Origin of the sequence: Streptomyces sp. NPDC050535 (assembly GCF_044457665.1) — a bacterium.
In the GTDB taxonomy this organism is placed as follows: Bacteria; Actinomycetota; Actinomycetes; order Streptomycetales; family Streptomycetaceae; genus Streptomyces.
The window spans coordinates 180,695-196,503 of sequence record NZ_JBITHE010000013.1; the positions used below are offsets into that span (position 1 = coordinate 180,695).

The 15,809-nt window shown below is 71.3% G+C and carries 8 protein-coding genes; 2 read left to right on the forward strand and 6 right to left on the reverse strand.

The genetic code is table 11. The features are described 5' to 3' along the window. Window positions 1-3: 3 nt before the first annotated feature. Window positions 4-1,692 carry a succinic semialdehyde dehydrogenase gene (locus ACIBLC_RS27305; protein ID WP_399213850.1) on the reverse strand — a complete coding sequence of 563 codons (1,689 nt, stop codon included), beginning with the start codon at window positions 1,690-1,692 and terminating at the stop codon, window positions 4-6. A 321-nt stretch (window positions 1,693-2,013) separates the two neighbouring features. Between ACIBLC_RS27305 and ACIBLC_RS27310 the strand changes: the two genes are divergently transcribed. Beyond that, window positions 2,014-2,853: a hypothetical protein gene (locus ACIBLC_RS27310; RefSeq protein WP_399213851.1), complete on the forward strand. Its 840-nt coding sequence runs from the start codon at window positions 2,014-2,016 to the stop codon at window positions 2,851-2,853. 84 nt (window positions 2,854-2,937) lie between these two features. Here ACIBLC_RS27310 and ACIBLC_RS27315 read toward each other — a convergent pair whose 3' ends face one another. The 5 genes from ACIBLC_RS27315 to ACIBLC_RS27335 form a co-directional block, all read right to left on the reverse strand. After that, window positions 2,938-4,686, reverse strand: a complete 1,749-nt coding sequence (locus ACIBLC_RS27315) for a serine/threonine-protein kinase (protein ID WP_399213853.1) — start codon at window positions 4,684-4,686, stop codon at window positions 2,938-2,940. 128 nt (window positions 4,687-4,814) lie between these two features. After that, the gene (locus tag ACIBLC_RS27320) at window positions 4,815-6,461 is read right to left on the reverse strand and encodes a serine/threonine-protein kinase (protein WP_399213855.1); all 1,647 of its coding nucleotides are present in this window, start codon (window positions 6,459-6,461) and stop codon (window positions 4,815-4,817) included. Between the two features lie 146 nt (window positions 6,462-6,607). Beyond that, entirely contained in the window at window positions 6,608-8,497 is a 1,890-nt protein-coding gene (locus tag ACIBLC_RS27325) for a serine/threonine-protein kinase (RefSeq protein ID WP_399213922.1), read from the reverse strand. A 129-nt stretch (window positions 8,498-8,626) separates the two neighbouring features. Further along, a complete protein-coding gene (locus ACIBLC_RS27330) occupies window positions 8,627-12,139 on the reverse strand; it encodes a protein kinase (protein ID WP_399213856.1) in 3,513 nt (1,170 codons plus the stop codon). A 170-nt stretch (window positions 12,140-12,309) separates the two neighbouring features. After that, window positions 12,310-14,511, reverse strand: coding sequence for a protein kinase (locus ACIBLC_RS27335; RefSeq protein WP_399213857.1), 2,202 nt, complete (start codon window positions 14,509-14,511; stop codon window positions 12,310-12,312). 149 nt (window positions 14,512-14,660) lie between these two features. On the opposite strand from ACIBLC_RS27335, the gene ACIBLC_RS27340 reads away from it, so the two are divergent. Beyond that, window positions 14,661-15,803, forward strand: coding sequence for a serine hydrolase domain-containing protein (locus tag ACIBLC_RS27340; RefSeq protein WP_399213923.1), 1,143 nt, complete (start codon window positions 14,661-14,663; stop codon window positions 15,801-15,803). Window positions 15,804-15,809 lie beyond the last annotated feature (6 nt).

Sequence of the window (15,809 nt, forward strand, 5' to 3'; positions counted from 1 at the left end):
CGCCTACCGTAGGCGCAGCGCCTTCATGACCCTGAGGCTCCGGCTCATGAACGCCGCGTACTTCTCGTCGTCCATGCCCAGTGACGGCGCCATCGGCAGCAGCCGCTGGTGGGCGACGGTCTGCGCCTCGGTGTACTTGAGGATGCCCTCGGAGCCGTGGCGGCGGCCGAGGCCGGAGTCCTTCATGCCGCCCATGGGCGACTGGACGCTGCCGTACGCGGGCGCGTACCCCTCGTTGACGTTGACGGTTCCGGTGCGCAGCCGGGCCGCGACCGCGCGACCACGCCGTCCGTCCTTGGTCCAGACGGACGAATTGAGGCCGTACGACGTGGAGTTGGCGAGTTCGACGACCTCGTCCTCGGTCTTGAAGCGGTAGAGGGAGACGACGGGTCCGAAGGTCTCCTCGGCGCAGACGGCCATGGGCGCCTCGACGCCGTCGAGGACGGTGGGCTCGTAGAAGTAGGGCCCGATGTCGGGGCGGGCGACACCGCCGGCCAGCACCTTCGCCCCCTTGGCGACGGCCTCGTCCACATGCCGGGTCACGGTTTCGAGCTGGCGCTCGCCGACCAGCGAGCCCATGTCGGCGCCGTACGCGAGGGACGTGCCGAGCCGCATCGCCTTGGTGCGTGCCGTGAACCGCTGCGCGAACGCGTCGGCGATGGCCTCATGGACGTACAACCGCTCGATGGAGATGCAGAGTTGACCGGCGGAGGAGAAGCAGGCGCGCACGGCGCCGGCGGCGGCCTTGTCGATGTCCGCGTCTTCCAGTACCACCATGGCGTTCTTGCCGCCGAGTTCGAGCGAGACGCCGATGAGACGGGCGGCGGCGCCCTGTGCGACCTCGCGCCCGGTCCGGGTGGAGCCGGTGAAGGAGACGTAGTCGGCGTGCCTGACGATCTCGGGCCCGACGACCGGTCCGTCGCCGATGACGACCTGGAACACCTCGGCGGGCAGCCCGGCCTCGACGAGCAGGTCGCGCGCCCAGAGGGCGGTGAGGCAGGTCTCGGTGTCGGGCTTCATGACGACGGCGTTGCCCGCGACGAAGGCGGGGAGCGCGTCGCCGACGGACAGCTCCAGGGGGTAGTTCCAGGGCGCGATCTGGCCGACGACTCCGCGCGGGTGGCGCAGTTCGGTGACTTTGGTGAGGGTCGGGACGGCGCCGGTGTGTCCCCTGGGCCGGAGGTAGGAGGGGGCCTTGCGTCCGTAGTGCCGCGCGGCCACGACCACGGCCTGGACTTCCTCGTGCGCGTGCAGCCGGGCCTTGCCCGTCTCCAGCTGGATCAGGTCGAGGACCTCGGCCTGGCGGGCGAGCACGAGATCATGGAAGCGGAGCAGCACGGCGGCGCGCTGCCGTACGGGGGTGGCGCCCCACGCGACCTGCGCGACGCGGGCCCGCTCGAAGGCGGTCGCCACGTCCTCGGGGGTGGACTCGGGCAGATCGGCCAGCTTCTCACCCGTGAACGGGGTGTGATTCGCGGTCCGGCCGGATCCGACGACACCCTTCGTGAGCTGCGCAATCAGCTCCGGCGTGACGACATCGGCGGCGGTGCGGGCGCCCGCGGGGGCGGGGGCGAGGGGGTTGGTGCCGACCTTGGTGGCGACCTTGGTGGCAGCGCCTGCCGTACCCGTCCCGGCCGCTTCGTCGGTGCCGGTGGTGTTCATGGCCTGCTCCGCGGCCTGCGAGTCCGTCATGAGCGGCAGAGTATGCCTGCCCGAGCCCTTTGGGTACCCGTGAGTAACGCGCTTTCACCGAGCGCTCACATGACGCCAGTGATCGCTGGCAACGAATGCGCTGATCAGGGCGTTGTGGGCGTGACGATCACAGACGGATTAAGAGCGGACATCGTCCGACGATCGCCCGACGGAAGCCGCGAGCCTATACGGCCGTGCCGCCGCTGGACGGCAGGGCGGCATTGGTCACTTGACGATTCCTTGACTCAGGCCACAGAGTTCGGCTTTCGCCCCTAGCGTCACTTCAAACACATCCGTTACACATTTAAGGAACACCCTCGAATGAAGAGATTCGCGCTGCCCCGTACCGGCGTCGCAGCGGCCGTGTCCGTGCTTTCGCTCGCCCTGGCCACCGGCTGCTCCGACGGCGGGTCGGACTCCGCGGACGGTGACAAGACCGCGGACGCGAAGGAGACGACGGCTGCGGCGAAGACGCTGAGCGGCGTGGAGTTGGAGAAGCTGATCCTCGCCACGGGTGACGTGGACGGTTACGACGTCACCTCGGCCACGGAGTCCGACGCGTTCGCCTCCTCAAAGGAGGAGATCAAGGTCGTCGACGAGAAGTGCGCGCCGATCTCGTACGTCCTCACCGGTTTCGCGCCCGGCGACTCGACCGCGTACGTCAACCGCCAGGTTCTGCCCACCCCCTCGGAGGTCGAGCCCAGCGCGTCCTCCACGAAGAGCCTGGAAGACCTCACGGAAGAGGAGCTCCAGGACGCCTCGGACGCGCTCACCGACGCCCTCGGCAGCACCATGACGATCGTCTCGCTCTCCTCGTACGAGGGTGAGGGCGCCCAGGAGACCCTTGCCTCCGTCTCCGACGCGGTCGAGGGCTGCGCCGGCGGGTTCACGGCTACGGCGGGCGGCGACACCCAGAAGTTCACGAAGGTCGCCGCCGGGAAGACCTCGGGAAGCGGCGACGAGTCGGTCGCGTTCGCGGTGACCGTCGACGCCGAGGGCACCGAGGCCGTCGTGAAGGGCGAGGTCGTACGGCATGGCAGCACCGTCGCCACGTACTACTCGATAAGCCTGGCCGCATTCTCCGGCGAGCCGGGGGCGGGCACCACCGACTACGAGATCCCGGCCGAGCTCGTGAAGGCCCAGGCCGCCAAGCTCAGCTGAAGTCCCGGCGCCTCTGCCCCCGTCGAAGTCCCGGCCGGCCAGGCTCCGTTGGATCCCTGGCCGGCTCGGGCTCCCCCGGGCCCCTCACAGCTTGTGGATGTCCAGGTTCGCGATCGCCGCCCTCGCGACCTCCCGGCCGCGTTCCGTGAAGTCACCCTTGCCGGGATAGCTGATCGTGAGCTTGTACATGTCGCCCCCATGCGTCCTGTAGTAGAAGATCTTCACTTCGCGGGGGCGGGGGTTCTGGCTGTCGGTGGTCTTGTAGACCACCGTGTTCTCGGCAGACTGCTCGCCCCGGTAGGTGGTCTCCTTCGGCGTCGTCGCCGGACCCTCGGGCATGCTGAGCTCGTACGCGCCGCTCTCCTTGAAGTCGGTGTCGTCGTCGTACATTTCGGCGGCGACCCGCCCGCTGATCTGACCGCTGGTGTCCTCGGACTTCTTGGCGAGGTTCAGCCCGATCCAGATGCTGCCGCTGAAGTCGGAGTACGTGACCCAGTTCTTGTCCGTGTCGTCGGCGTCCGGCCTGCCCACCTGGTAGTCCGCCGGCACCGCCAACGTCGCTCCCAGCGCCTTCTGTTCACGCTTCTTCCAGCCGTCCGGGAAGGACCCCGCGAAGGGATCCGCGACCACCAGGTACGCGGCCACCGCGGCGGCGACGATCACCGCGCCGAGGCCGACCAGGGTCTTGCGGCCGACCCGGATCCCCTTGCCTTCCGCCGGTCCGGCGATCCGTACGACCTGGGTCGGCGCCGGAGCGGGCGGCCGCACGGCCTCCTCCAGGAGATGGCGGACCCGGGCCGCGTCCGGGCGGCGCGAGGGCTCCTTGTCGAGCAGGCCGTTGATCGCCTCGGCGAGCGGGCCACCTGCCGAAGCGGGCGCCGCGGGAGTGGAGTTGAGGACGGACTGAAGCGTCGCCGGGGTGTTGCTGCGACGGAAGGGCGAGACGCCCTCCGTGGCCGCGTACAGCACGACACCGAGGGACCAGAGATCACTCGCCGGGCCCGGGCGCTGCCCCAACACCCGCTCCGGAGCGATGTATTCGGGCGATCCGACGAAACCGCCGGTGTCCGTCAGGTTGGTCTCGCCCTCGATCTGGGCGATGCCGAAGTCGGTGAGGACGACCCGGTCGTGGCGGCCGAGCAGGACGTTGTCCGGCTTCACGTCCCGGTGCAGGATGCCCGCCGCATGGGCGGCCTCCAGTGCGCCGAGAACCTCGAGGCCGACCCGCGCCGCCTCGCGGACACCGAGCGTGCCCTCCTGAAGAGCGTCGCCGAGCGAACGCCCCCGCACCAGCTCCATGACGATCCAGGGCTGTCCGTCCACAACCGCGACATCATGGACGCTCACCACCGACGGATGGTCAAGCCGCGCCGCCGCGCGTGCCTCCCGGCGCATCCGCTCGTACGCGTTGGCACGTTCGCGCTCGGGAAGATGGTCCGGAACCCGGGGCTCCTTGACGGCGACCTCACGGTCCACCGTCTCGTCCTTGGCCCGCCAGACGGTGCCCATGCCGCCGTGACCGAGCTTGGCGAGGAGGCGGTAACGACCCGCGATGAGACGCCCCACACCCGGTTCCGGCTTCGGCTGCTCAGCCTGGCGCCCCGCCTCAGCCTGGTGCCCCGCCTCGGCGTGGTGCGCCCGCTCCGCGTGATGCCCTTGCCGCGCCTGCTCGACCTGCCGGGTCTGCTCCACCTCCCGCGCCTGCTGCTCCGGGACGATCCGGGTCGGCGTGGCGTACGGGTTGCCCGGGTACGGCACACCCGGACGCGGCGGTTGCAGACCGAAACTCGTTGGCTCATCGGCCCCGTATGGGACTCCCCCGTTATCGCTCATGAGTCCATCCATATCGCGACAAGCGCTTCGGCATCCAGCCCCGTCGCTTTCCAGTCACAGACCCGTGACGCGAGACACCCTTTATCTCCCCTTTACGACGCCTACGACGCCTACGACGCCTACGACGCCTACGACACGACGAACGTGTCCACCGCCATGTCGAGGTACTCCTTCGCCTCCGTCGCCCTGCCGACCGGCGCCGACACCCATACGTCGTACATCCGGCCGCCCTCCTCCCAGCACAGGTCGTACGTGTGCCGCACGCCCTCCGTCCCGGTGAAGCCGTTCCAGCTGAACTCCCAGAAAGCGGCGGGCCTTCCGCCGTGCGCGGCGGGAGCGACGACGGCATCGCGGTAACCCGGGTTCGTGGCAGGCCCCTTGGCGTCCGCACGGCTCATCACCGCGAGCGGGCCGCCCGGTTCGGGTTTGGCCACTTTGATGCCGAGACGGAAGGTCTGCCCCGGCGACATGTAGAAGACCCGCTCCCCCTGGGGCTCCCGGGTGAAGTCGTCGGGCACGCCGAGCGAGAACCCGTTCGGATCCGGTGCGATGCGGTACCCCGCGGGCACCTTGCGGACGACGGGGCTCGCGGGCGAGTCGGATGCCGACGCGCTCGCGGACGTCCCTGGCGCCCCGGTCTTCGACGTACCTGCCGGGCTGCCCGTACTCGCCGAACTGCCCGTGCCCGCCGAACTCGCCGTGTTCGACACGCTCGACGTACTCGACGGAGCCGGTGTGCCGCCGCCCCCGCCCCTGCCCTCGTTCATCAGCAGCGCCGCCGCCGAGACCCCCGCCCCGGCCATCGCCGCGACCAGCGCCGCGGCGACGAGGATGCTCCGCGTGGAGCGCGGCGGCGCGGGAGGCGAAGCCGGCGGGGCAGACGCGGGCCTCGACACCGGTACGTCCCGCTGCGTGGGCGTGTACCCGCCCGCGAGCCGCGGCGTACGGCCCGTGTCGAGGAAAGCGCTCAGCATCCGCTCGGCCTGCGCCGCGTCGAGCCGACGCTCGGGATCGCGCTCCAACAGCCCCCGCACGACGGGAAGCAGCGGCGCGGCCTGGGCCGGCGGCCGGATCTCACCGACCACGACCGCGTGCAGGATGCCGCTCAACGAGTCGCGGCGGAAAGGCGATTCGCCGCTCAGGACGGTGCACAGCAGCACGCCGAGCGACCACAGGTCGGACTCCGGACCCGTACTCATCCCGGCCATCCGCTCGGGCGCGGTGTACTCCGGCGAACCAACGAACGCCCCGGTCTCGGTGAGCGTCGTCGCGCCCGCGACCTGGGCGATACCGAAGTCGGTGAGGACGACCCGGCCGTCGTCGGCGATCAGCACGTTCGCGGGCTTGAGGTCCCGGTGCAGGACACCGGCGTCGTGCGCGCGGCGCAGCGCGCCGAGGAGGCCGATGCCGATACGGGCGGCCTCGCGCGCGTCGACGGGACCGTGCTCGGAGATCCGCTCGGCGAGCGACCCGCCCTCGATCAACTCCATGACGATGTACGGACGTTCGTCGTCCTCGACCACGTCGTGCACGACGATGATGTGCGGGTGCCGCAACTGCGCGACGGCGCGGGCCTCGTGCAGGGTGCGGTCGCGCTGCTGGCGCGCCTCCTCGGCGGAGAGTGTGGTGTCGAGGGCGATCTCCTTGACCGCGACCTGGCGGCCGAGCAGTTGGTCGTTCGCGCGCCACACGATGCCCATGCCGCCCCGCCCGATCCTGGCCTCCAGCCGGTACCGGCCGGCGATCACCCGGGCGTTGTCCCCCTCGGTCCCCATGCGTCCCATCATGCCGCAACGGAGCCCGGCGCTCCGGGACAGCGACCTGCCGGGGCTGTTATCCGGCCGTGCTACCCCGAAGCCGAAGTCCGGAGCCGAAGTCCGGCACCGCGGGTACCTGCACCGCGGGTACCTGCGCCGCGCCGCTAGCCGGCTTTGGGGCGCCAGCTCCTCAGGATCGCGTCGAACTGCTCGCGCGCGGTGTCCCAGTCCGCCGCCGGCGCGGACATGTAGATCGTGTACTCGATGCCGTCACGCGCGAGATACGTCTGCTCGATGGCGCGGCGCGGCCCCGGGAACTCCGTCTGCTGCGCCAGCGCGGTCCAGGTGAAGTCCCACAGCGCGCCGTCGCAGTCGCGGAAGCTGTTGGCCTCCAGACTCACCCGGTGGTAGTCGACCAGCTTCGTCAACTGCTGCTCCAGGTCGAGCTGGTGCATGTACGGGTTGTCGAAGTCCGGTGAGTCGTCCACGGCTATGCGTACGAAGTGATCGCCGTCATCGGGCGTGTAGTCGATCTGGCTGCCGTTGGCCTGCCGCTTCCAGTCCTTGGGGAGGGCGAGGCTGAAGCCCTCGGCGTCCTCGACACGCACCCAGTTGTCGGGCACGGCACCGGCCGACTGCTGGCTGCTCGCACTGGCACTCGGCTGCGGGCTGGTGGGAGCGTCCGACTGCCCCTTGTCGTCCGGCTCCTCGGAACTGGTGACGGCGCCCGAGCCCGTACCCCAGCCGTCTGCGTACCTCAGAGCCACGGCACCGCCGCCGCCGACCAGCGCGGCCAGTACGACGACGAGGGCGATGGTGCGGCCCCGGCGCCGCTTCCCGGGGGTCGCCGGAACGGGCACGGGCGGCGGATGGACCACGTACTGGGGACCACCCGTGCCCTGGGATCCCGAAGCGTAGGCGGCCGAGTCGTGCGCACCCGAAACGTGGCCCGCCGGCGCGTGGGCCACTGGAACAGCGTGACCTCCCGAGGCGTGGGCTGCCGGAACATGGGGTGGAAAGACGCCTGGGGACACCCCACCGGTACCCGCGGCCCCGCCACCACCCTGGGCCCCGCCGCCACCGTGGCCCCCATCGCCACCATGAACCCCGGCGCCCCCACTGCCCCCACTGCTACCGAGGTCCCCGAAGTCCCCGAGGTCGCCAAAGTCATTTCGCGAGGAATGATCCGTCTCGCCGGGCACATGCTGAGTCGGCACATACGCCTGTGCGGCACTCGGCCGTCGCCCCTCCGCGGCCTCGGCGAGCATCTGCTCGGCCTCCGTCGCGTCGGGCCGCAGGGCGGGATCCTTGCGCAGCAGGGCGGTGAGGACGGGCCCGAGCGCACCGGCGTACCGGGACGGCTCGGGCTCCTCCCGCACGACGGCCTGCATGGTGGTCAGCGGCGTCGTGCGGCGGAACGGCGACTTGCCCTCCACCGCCGTGTAGAGCGTCGCGCCCAGCGCCCACAGGTCGGAGGCCGGACCGGGTTCGTGGCCCCGCACCCGCTCGGGGGCCAGATAGTCGACCGAGCCGACGATCTCGCCGGTGCGCGTGATGGTCGTAGCACCCTCGACCTGCGCGATCCCGAAGTCGGTGAGCAGTACGCGCCGGTCGTTGGAGATGAGGACGTTCCCGGGCTTCACATCGCGGTGCAGCACACCGGCGGTATGCGCGGCGCGCAGTCCGCGCAGCACCCACAGCCCGATCCGCGCCGCCTCGGCCGGGTCGACGCGTCCCCGGTCCCTGATCTCGTCGGCGAGCGACTTGCCGTCGACCAACTCCATGACGATCCACGGCCGGTAGTCGTACTCCAGGACGTCATGGACGGTGACGACCGCCGAGTGGTTGATCCGCGCGGCCGCCCGCGCCTCGGCATGCGTCCGCGCGAGCAGTGTGGCCAGCTCGCTCTCGGCCACATAGAGCGCGGCGGTCAACTCCTTGATCGCCACCGCGCGGTGCAGCACCTCGTCGTGCGCACGCCATACCCGGCCCATCCCACCGCTGCCGATGGATTCGACAAGCCGGTAGCGGCCCGCGAGGAGCAGGCCCTGCATCTGATTCACGTTTCCCCGCAATGGTCTTGACAGGGCCAGACTAAAGAGCGGCCCCCCGCACAGGGAACCGGCTCGGCCGTACGGAAACCGCACTGTGACGGTTATCCCTTTCGCACGAGGGTGACAGTGTCACCCCGTGACCTGGTAAGTCCCGGATGCCTGCTCATACAGCCGCGTCACCTCGTCCCGTTCGGCCTCCGGGCCGCGGAGCTGCACCACGTGGTATCGCCCGTCGATGATGATCGCGAGATTGCGCACATAGAGCTCGTGCCCCTCCCCGTCGGTCCAGGTGAACTGCCCCTCGGCCATGACCCGTCCGCCCACGTCGATCCGCCGCATCCCGCTGGACGTGGCCCAGGTCGAGTCGCGGAACGGCTGCAACTCGGCCTCCCTCTCCCGCTGGTACGTCATCGGATCACTGCCGTACGTGCTCGTGCTGTCCCGGCCCGGTACGAGGATGAGCTCGAAGTCCGCGTGGGAGTAGACCACTTGACCGCTGCCGTTCTTCGCCGCGCGGTCCCAGCCGTTGGCCACGGCCACCTGGAAGCCCTCGGCGTCATCCCGCAGCGTGAAACCCTGGGCGACTTCGGGGTCGTTGGCCCCTGGGGATGTCGAACTCGCCGATGCCGAGGGGCTCTTGTCTCCGCCCGGAGAGGTCTGATCGGGGCGGGGCTCGCTGCTCGCGCTCCCGCCCGCGCCGGGGTCGGGAGCGGGGCTGACATCTCCGGCGGAACCGGTCCGCTCGCCGTCCGTGCCGCTCTCCGGCTTCGCCTTCGGCATGAACACCATGGCGTACGTGATTCCCGCGGCCAGCAGGAGCAGCACCAGCAGGACCAGGTTCCGCCCGAGCCTTCGGGGCTTGACCTGCTTGTTCTGTCTGGCCCGCTTGTGGCGGGCGTGCGGGCTGGTCGCCGGCAGCCCGGCGCGGCGCCTGCGGACGAGCTCGCCCCGGCGCCGTACGATCGGCAGTCGACTGGGGTTGACCGGGGGTGCGGCGACGACATGGGCGCCTGCCTCGGCCTCCGGCGCCGACCGCACCAAGGACCGCAGCCAGCCGCGCAGTTCCTCGAAGTCGAGCCGTTCGGTGGGGTCCTGGCGCAGCAGCGACTCCACGACGGGCCTGAGTGGGCCGCACTCCTCCGCGAACGCGGGCGGCTCCGCGCATACGAGCTGCACCAGCTCGGCGGTGTTCTCCTCCGGGTAGGGCGCGTGCCCCTGAACGGCGCGGAAGAGCAGCGCGCCCAGCGCCCACAGGTCGGTCGCGGGCCCGATCGGCGCCGCCAACTGCCAGTTCTCGTGCACCGGTCCGGCCTGCTCGGGCGCCCAGCGCTCGGTCACCGGACCGACCACGGCCATCCGGGCCTGCCGGGCGCGTTCCGCGGCGAGCGCGGTGGCGGGTCCCCGGCGTGGGGGCGCACCGGCCGCGATCTGGTCCCAACGGGTGCCCTGGGTCTGGGTGTTGCCGACGGGTATGGCGGCCGTGGGGTGCTCACCGGGGACCGGCATGGGGTCACCGCTCGCCGGGGGCGCGCTGCCGACGCCGCCGCCGGCCGGGAGCGCACCGACGGACGTGCCGCCCCCCGCGTACGTGCCCGCTGGAGTCCCACTCCACGGAGCGGTCCCGCGGTTCGCGACACCGGGGAGTGCGGCACCCGGAGATGCGGCACCCGGGAGCGCGGCGCGCCCTTCACCGGCGCTGCCACCGCCGACGCCGGTTCCCGTTCCGGGCGCCGGCTGGGCCCCGGCGCGCGGCTGGGCGCCGTGCCAGGCATTCGTACGGCCCACACCGTAGGGGTCGGCGATCTGGCCGGGGGGCGCGGGGTTTGAACGGTTCTCCACCCCGTGACCGGGCACCTGATACGGAGCCGAAACCTGAGCCTGACGATGCCCGGCAACCTGCGCGGGCCCAAGCCCTTGAGCCGGTCCTTGCGCGGGACCAGGCCCCTGACCCGGCCCTTGCGCAGGACCAAGCCCCGCAGCCGAGCCCTGCCCGTGGGCAACCCCTGAACCCGGACCTTGAGCAGGACCTAGCCCCTGCACCGGACCCTGGCCGAGCCCCTGAGCCGGAACCTGTCCGTGGCCCGGCCCTTGCGCCGGATCTTGACCGTGGCCGAGCCCCTGCGCCGAACCCGGCCCGTGGCCAACCCCTGAACCCGGACCTTGCACAGGACCTAGCCCCTGCGCCGGACCCTGGCCGAGCCCCTGAGCCGGAACCTGCCCGTAGCCGACCCCGTGACCCGCACCCTGCGCAGGACCGAACCCCTGAGCCGAACCCTGCCCGTGGCCGAGCCCTTGAGCCGGGACCTGCCCAGGACCGGCCCCGTAGGCGGCCTGGGGCTGGCCCTGGGCCTGAGTCTGGCCCTGAGCCGGCCCGCCGTGCCCCGAAGTCTGCGGATACCCGCCGTACCCGGCGACCTCATGCCCGGGGATCGGCGTCACGCCCGGCCCAAGAGCCTGAGGCTGGACTTGAGTCTGGGCCTGGATCTGCGCCTGGCCCAGAGACTGAATCGGAGTTTGAGTCTGGGCGTTGAGCTGTGCCTGGCCCTCAGCATGGCCCTGGTCCTGAGTCGTCGACGCATCGCCCTGCGGTGCGGGCCGGGGCGCGGGCAGCGCGGCCGGGCCGCCCCGTTGCCCCTCGTGCACCCGGGCAGCGGCGCGCGCTCCGGCACGGTACGCGGCGATGGCCCCGGCCCGCGCCGCACGAATGTCGCCGCCCGGGCCCGGAGCGCTCGGCGCTGCGTCAGATCCTCCGGCTCCGCGCGCTTCAAGCGCACGCGGACCCGTGTTCTCGCGACCACCGGGCGCCCCCTCCACGAGGGGCCCCCCACGCTTCGCCCGAGCCTCGATCGCGGCCCGCCGCGCGGCGTCGGCATCGCCGCCCGTCGCGACGCCGACCACACCACCGGCCCCGGCACCCGGCGCCGCGGACGGCCCATCGGCAGCGCCCGAACGCCCAGCCCCGGCGCCACCGGGGCCGACCACGCCCGGTCCACCAGGCCCACCGGCTCCCGCATCACCCTCGGAGTCGGGCACCGGCACCGGGTCGTACCCGCACAGTGCCTCTTCCGCGGCCCCGGCCGCCAGGCCGGTCAGCATCACGCGGCCGTCGTCGCAGACGAGCACCGTGCGCACGGTGATGTTCCGGTGCACCCAGCCGTGCGCGTGCAGCACCCGGAGCGCGGTGAGGACATCGGCGGCCACCTCAGCCGCGCGATACGGGCTGAGCGGCTTGTCGGCGAGCAACGCGGCCAGCGGCCTCGCCGCCACCAACTCGCTGACCACCCACAGTGACCCGCCTTCGGCGAACACGTCGAAGACCTGGTCAAGCCGGGGATGGTCAGGGATCTGGGCGGCGGCCTGCGCGGCCTCGATCGCCCGCCGCACGGCCGGTTCGGTGGGCCGGCGCGTGGTGCGCGCGGACGCCCGGCGCACCCCGCCGTCCCGCGCCACGAACCCCTCGGGCAACCCGTCCGCGTCGAGCACCTCGGCCTCGACGACCTCCGGCAACGGCACCTGCCGGACCAGGACTTCCTGCCCGCTGTAGGTGTCCCACGCCCGGCTCTCGGCGAGTTCGTACTCGTCGGACGGCGGCAGCGGCAAGCGGTAGCGGTCGGCGAGAACTCGTCCCGCGTACTCCTCCACAGTGCCTCCCCCAGCCGCCCGGTTGGTCAATTCCGTTCGCCTTGCGCCCCGTTACGGCTTCGTACGGTCCGCAACCACTCACGATACGTGCCGGAGGCAACTCGCAAAGTAGGGATGCGATATCTCAGGGTGCTCACGTATGGCGGAACGTCACCTCGGCGAGCGGTACGTCACGACTTCGGCTGGAACGTCTCGGTCAGTCTCTTCCACGTGTCCTTGCGCAACTCGCTGTCCCAGTCGGCCGCCTTCGCCGTATACATCAACGCGTACCCCTGTTGCGGGCTGACGACGAACCCGCGGTCTATCGAGCGGTACTTCGTGCCGCCGTCCTCATAGGTGAACTCCCAGTCGGCCGTGTTCCAGCCGCGGTAGTCCACCGACTCTATTCGCACCCGCTGGTACTTCGAGCGGGTCATACCCCGCTCCTGGTTCTCCCAGTCCGCCACCGGGTCGTCCTTGGGCGTGGTGGTCCAGGCGATCAGCAGTTTCTGCCCGTTGGGGCCGGTGGCCCGGACACCCGCGGCGTCCGTGGACGCGTACTTCCATCCGTCCGGAAGCACTATCGAGAAGCCCTGAGTGCCGTTGTACGTCGTTCCGCCCGCGGAGTCGGAGTCCGACTCCTTGTCGTCGCTGTCCGATCCGCTCGACGCACCGGCCTCGGCGCTGGAACTGTTACTGGGCGAACTGCCCGCCTCGCCGGACGAACCGGTGGCGGAGTCGTCCGCCTCGTCGCCGCTGTCCGTGCGGGTGTCGCTGCTCTTCTCGCCGCCATTTCCGGCGGTCGCCCCGCCGGACGTGGACTTGCTGTCACCGCTCTTGGAGTCGTCCGAGCTGTCGTCACCCCCGAGGGTCAGGGCCAGCACGGTCGCGATCACCGCCAGCGCGACGACCACCGCGATGATCACCAAGGTCCGTCGCGGCACCACATCCGTCAACGGCGCCCGAGGCACCGGCCGCGGTGGCCGCTCCGGAGCCACAGGCCACCCGGAAGCCTTTCCGGCAGATCCAGAATCAGACCCGGAATCAGACCCGCCAGACGTATCAGCCGACACAGACGGAGAGACAGAAGTGACAGCAGCGGCACCGGCACCGACAACCGCACCGCCCTTGCCCGACACATCCGGAGAAGCGGACGGGGAACCAGCCGCGCTCGCGGCGGGCGACACACGCGTAGCCCCGTCCGAACCCGAACCCGTCGACGAAGCCTTACCGGAAGCCGAACCCGTACCCGAACCCGCGGCCGCCCCTTCGCCCCCGGACTTGGCCCGCGCCGCCGCCGCCGCGCCGGCCGCGGCCGTGGCCGCCCCGGCCACGGAGGCCGCCTTCCGCACGGAACGCATAGCCCCGCGCAACCGCTCCCCGGGTTCCTCGGTCCGCTTGGTCCCGGCATCGCCCGACTCGGCCTCGGCATCGCCCGAGTCACCCGACCCCGAACTCCCCTTGCCCGGACCCTCGTCCGGCAACGGCGGCATCGCCACCACCTTCGTGGCGTCCAACTGCTCCGGCACAACCGCCTTGGCCTCGGGCGCGTGCAGCACCTTGGTGAGCATCGCCCGCGCGCCCGCGACGTCGAGCCGCTGCTCGGGGTCCTTGGCGAGCAGGCCGTAGATCACGTTCTCCAGCGGGCCCGCGTTCTTCGGCTGCTCCACCGGCTCGGTCATCACCGCGGTGAGCGTCGCGATCGCGGAACCCTTGTCGTACGGCGGCACACCCTCCACCGACGCGTACAGCAGACCGCCCAGCGACCACAGGTCGGCGGCAGGCCCGGGCTTGTGACCGCGCGCCCGCTCCGGCGAGATGTACGACGGCGCGCCGACCAGCATGCCCGTGGATGTGACGGACGGATCGCCCTCGACCTGCGCGATCCCGAAGTCGGTCAGCACGACCCGGCCGTCGTCGGCGATCAGCACGTTCGACGGCTTCACGTCCCGGTGAAGGATGCCCTCCCGGTGCGCCGAACGCAGCACGTCGAGTATCGCGAGACCGACTTCGGCGGCCCGCTTCGGCGTGAGCACACCGTCCTCGCGGATGACCTCGGCGAGCGACTTGCCCTCGACGAGCTCCATCACGATCCACGGCCGGTTGTCCTCGTCGACCACGTCGAAGACCGTCACCGCGCTGTTGTTCCGGATCCGCGCGATCGCCTTGGCCTCACGCAGCGTGCGCGTGATCAGTCGCCGCTTCTCGTCCTCGTCGATGCTCGACGGGAACCGCAGCTCCTTGACGGCGACCGTGCGGCCCAGGGTCTCGTCCTCGGCCCGCCACACCGTGCCCATGCCACCGCGGCCGAGAACATCCCCCAACCGGTATCGCCCGGCGAGGAGACGCTCGCTCTTTTGACGGGATGCTCCCGCCCGCTCCGCCTCCGACATGCGTCCCCTCAAACAACCCGCCCTGACAGAGCCTTCATTGTCCCTCACCCGACAAGTGGCCAACGCCGTGGGGCCCCTAAAGGAGGGACCGCCCGGCGTCCCGTGCCACGCCGTCGCGCATCATGGCCCTCAACAAGGAAGGACCGCCGATGCCGCCCCGCCGGACACCTCGGACACTCCTGGCCATACCCGCCTCCCTGGCGCTCCTCGGCCTGGTCCCGACCGGCTTGTCAGCCTTGGCCCCAACCGACGCGCACACCCTCGTATCCGCGTCCACGACCGACTCCAGAGCCTTTGCGTCCCCAGCACCGGGCGGGTCAAACCCCGCCGCGCGGGCCACGGATGCCGCCCTCGCTCTCCTCGTCGCCCGTGGAAAGGCTCCCGCGGCTGCCCTGCTGGCCCAGGACGACTCCGGCTCACGCTTCGCCGACGCCGGTCACGGGATCGGCCGCTCCGACCACTTCCGTGCGGGCAGCGTCACCAAGACGTTCATCGCGACCGTGGTGCTGCAACTGGCCGCCGAACACCGGCTGTCCCTGTCGGACACCGTGGACGCGCACCTTCCGGGCCTGGTGAGCGGCGCGGGCAACGACGGCGCCGGCCTGACCCTGCGCGCCCTGCTCACCCACACCAGCGGTCTGTACGACTTCACCGCCGACACCTCGGGCACCGTCCCCGTCACTCCGCTTCAGGCCGTACACATCGCGCTCACCCACCCCCCGGCCGCCGTCCCCGGCCAGTACGCCTACTCGAACACCAACTACGTCCTGCTCGGCATGATCATCGAACAGGTCACCGGCAACTCGTACGCCACCGAGGCCGAGCGCCGCATCCTCACCCCTCTCCGCCTGACCGGCACCTCCTTCCCGGGCGCCCGCACCGCTCTCCCCGCACCGCACGGCCGCGCCTACGCCACCGACGGCTCCGACGTCACCGAGCTCGACCCCCGCGTGGCCGGCGCGGCGGGCGAGCTGGTGACCACGCTCACCGACCTGGACCGCTTCTACGCGGCCCTCCTCGCCGGCGAGCTGCTCCCGCCCGGCCACCTGCGGGAGATGCTCGACACCCGCACCGCACACGGCTCGTACGGCATGGGTCTCTACCCCGTGAAGCTGCCGTGCGGCACCACGGTGTGGGGGCACAACGGCCGCATATCCGGCAGCTACGTGCGCACCGCGGCCACCGTCGACGGTCGCCGTGTCCTCACCTTCCGGGTGAACACGGACGGGATCGCAGACCCTGACCTCGAACCGGCCCTGCTCGCCGCCGAGTTCTGCCCCCGCACCGAGTAGAACGGC

Bases quoted from the DNA above. Each gene is read 5' to 3' on its own strand.
- ACIBLC_RS27320 (WP_399213855.1), bottom strand. From the start codon at position 6,461: ATGGGGACCGAGGGGGACAACGCCCGGGTGATCGCCGGCCGGTACCGG.
- ACIBLC_RS27310 (WP_399213851.1), top strand. From the start codon at position 2,014: ATGAAGAGATTCGCGCTGCCCCGTACCGGCGTCGCAGCGGCCGTGTCC.
- ACIBLC_RS27335 (WP_399213857.1), bottom strand. From the start codon at position 14,511: ATGTCGGAGGCGGAGCGGGCGGGAGCATCCCGTCAAAAGAGCGAGCGT.
- ACIBLC_RS27340 (WP_399213923.1), top strand. From the start codon at position 14,661: ATGCCGCCCCGCCGGACACCTCGGACACTCCTGGCCATACCCGCCTCC.
- ACIBLC_RS27325 (WP_399213922.1), bottom strand. From the start codon at position 8,497: ATGCAGGGCCTGCTCCTCGCGGGCCGCTACCGGCTTGTCGAATCCATC.
- ACIBLC_RS27305 (WP_399213850.1), bottom strand. From the start codon at position 1,692: ATGACGGACTCGCAGGCCGCGGAGCAGGCCATGAACACCACCGGCACC.
- ACIBLC_RS27315 (WP_399213853.1), bottom strand. From the start codon at position 4,686: ATGAGCGATAACGGGGGAGTCCCATACGGGGCCGATGAGCCAACGAGT.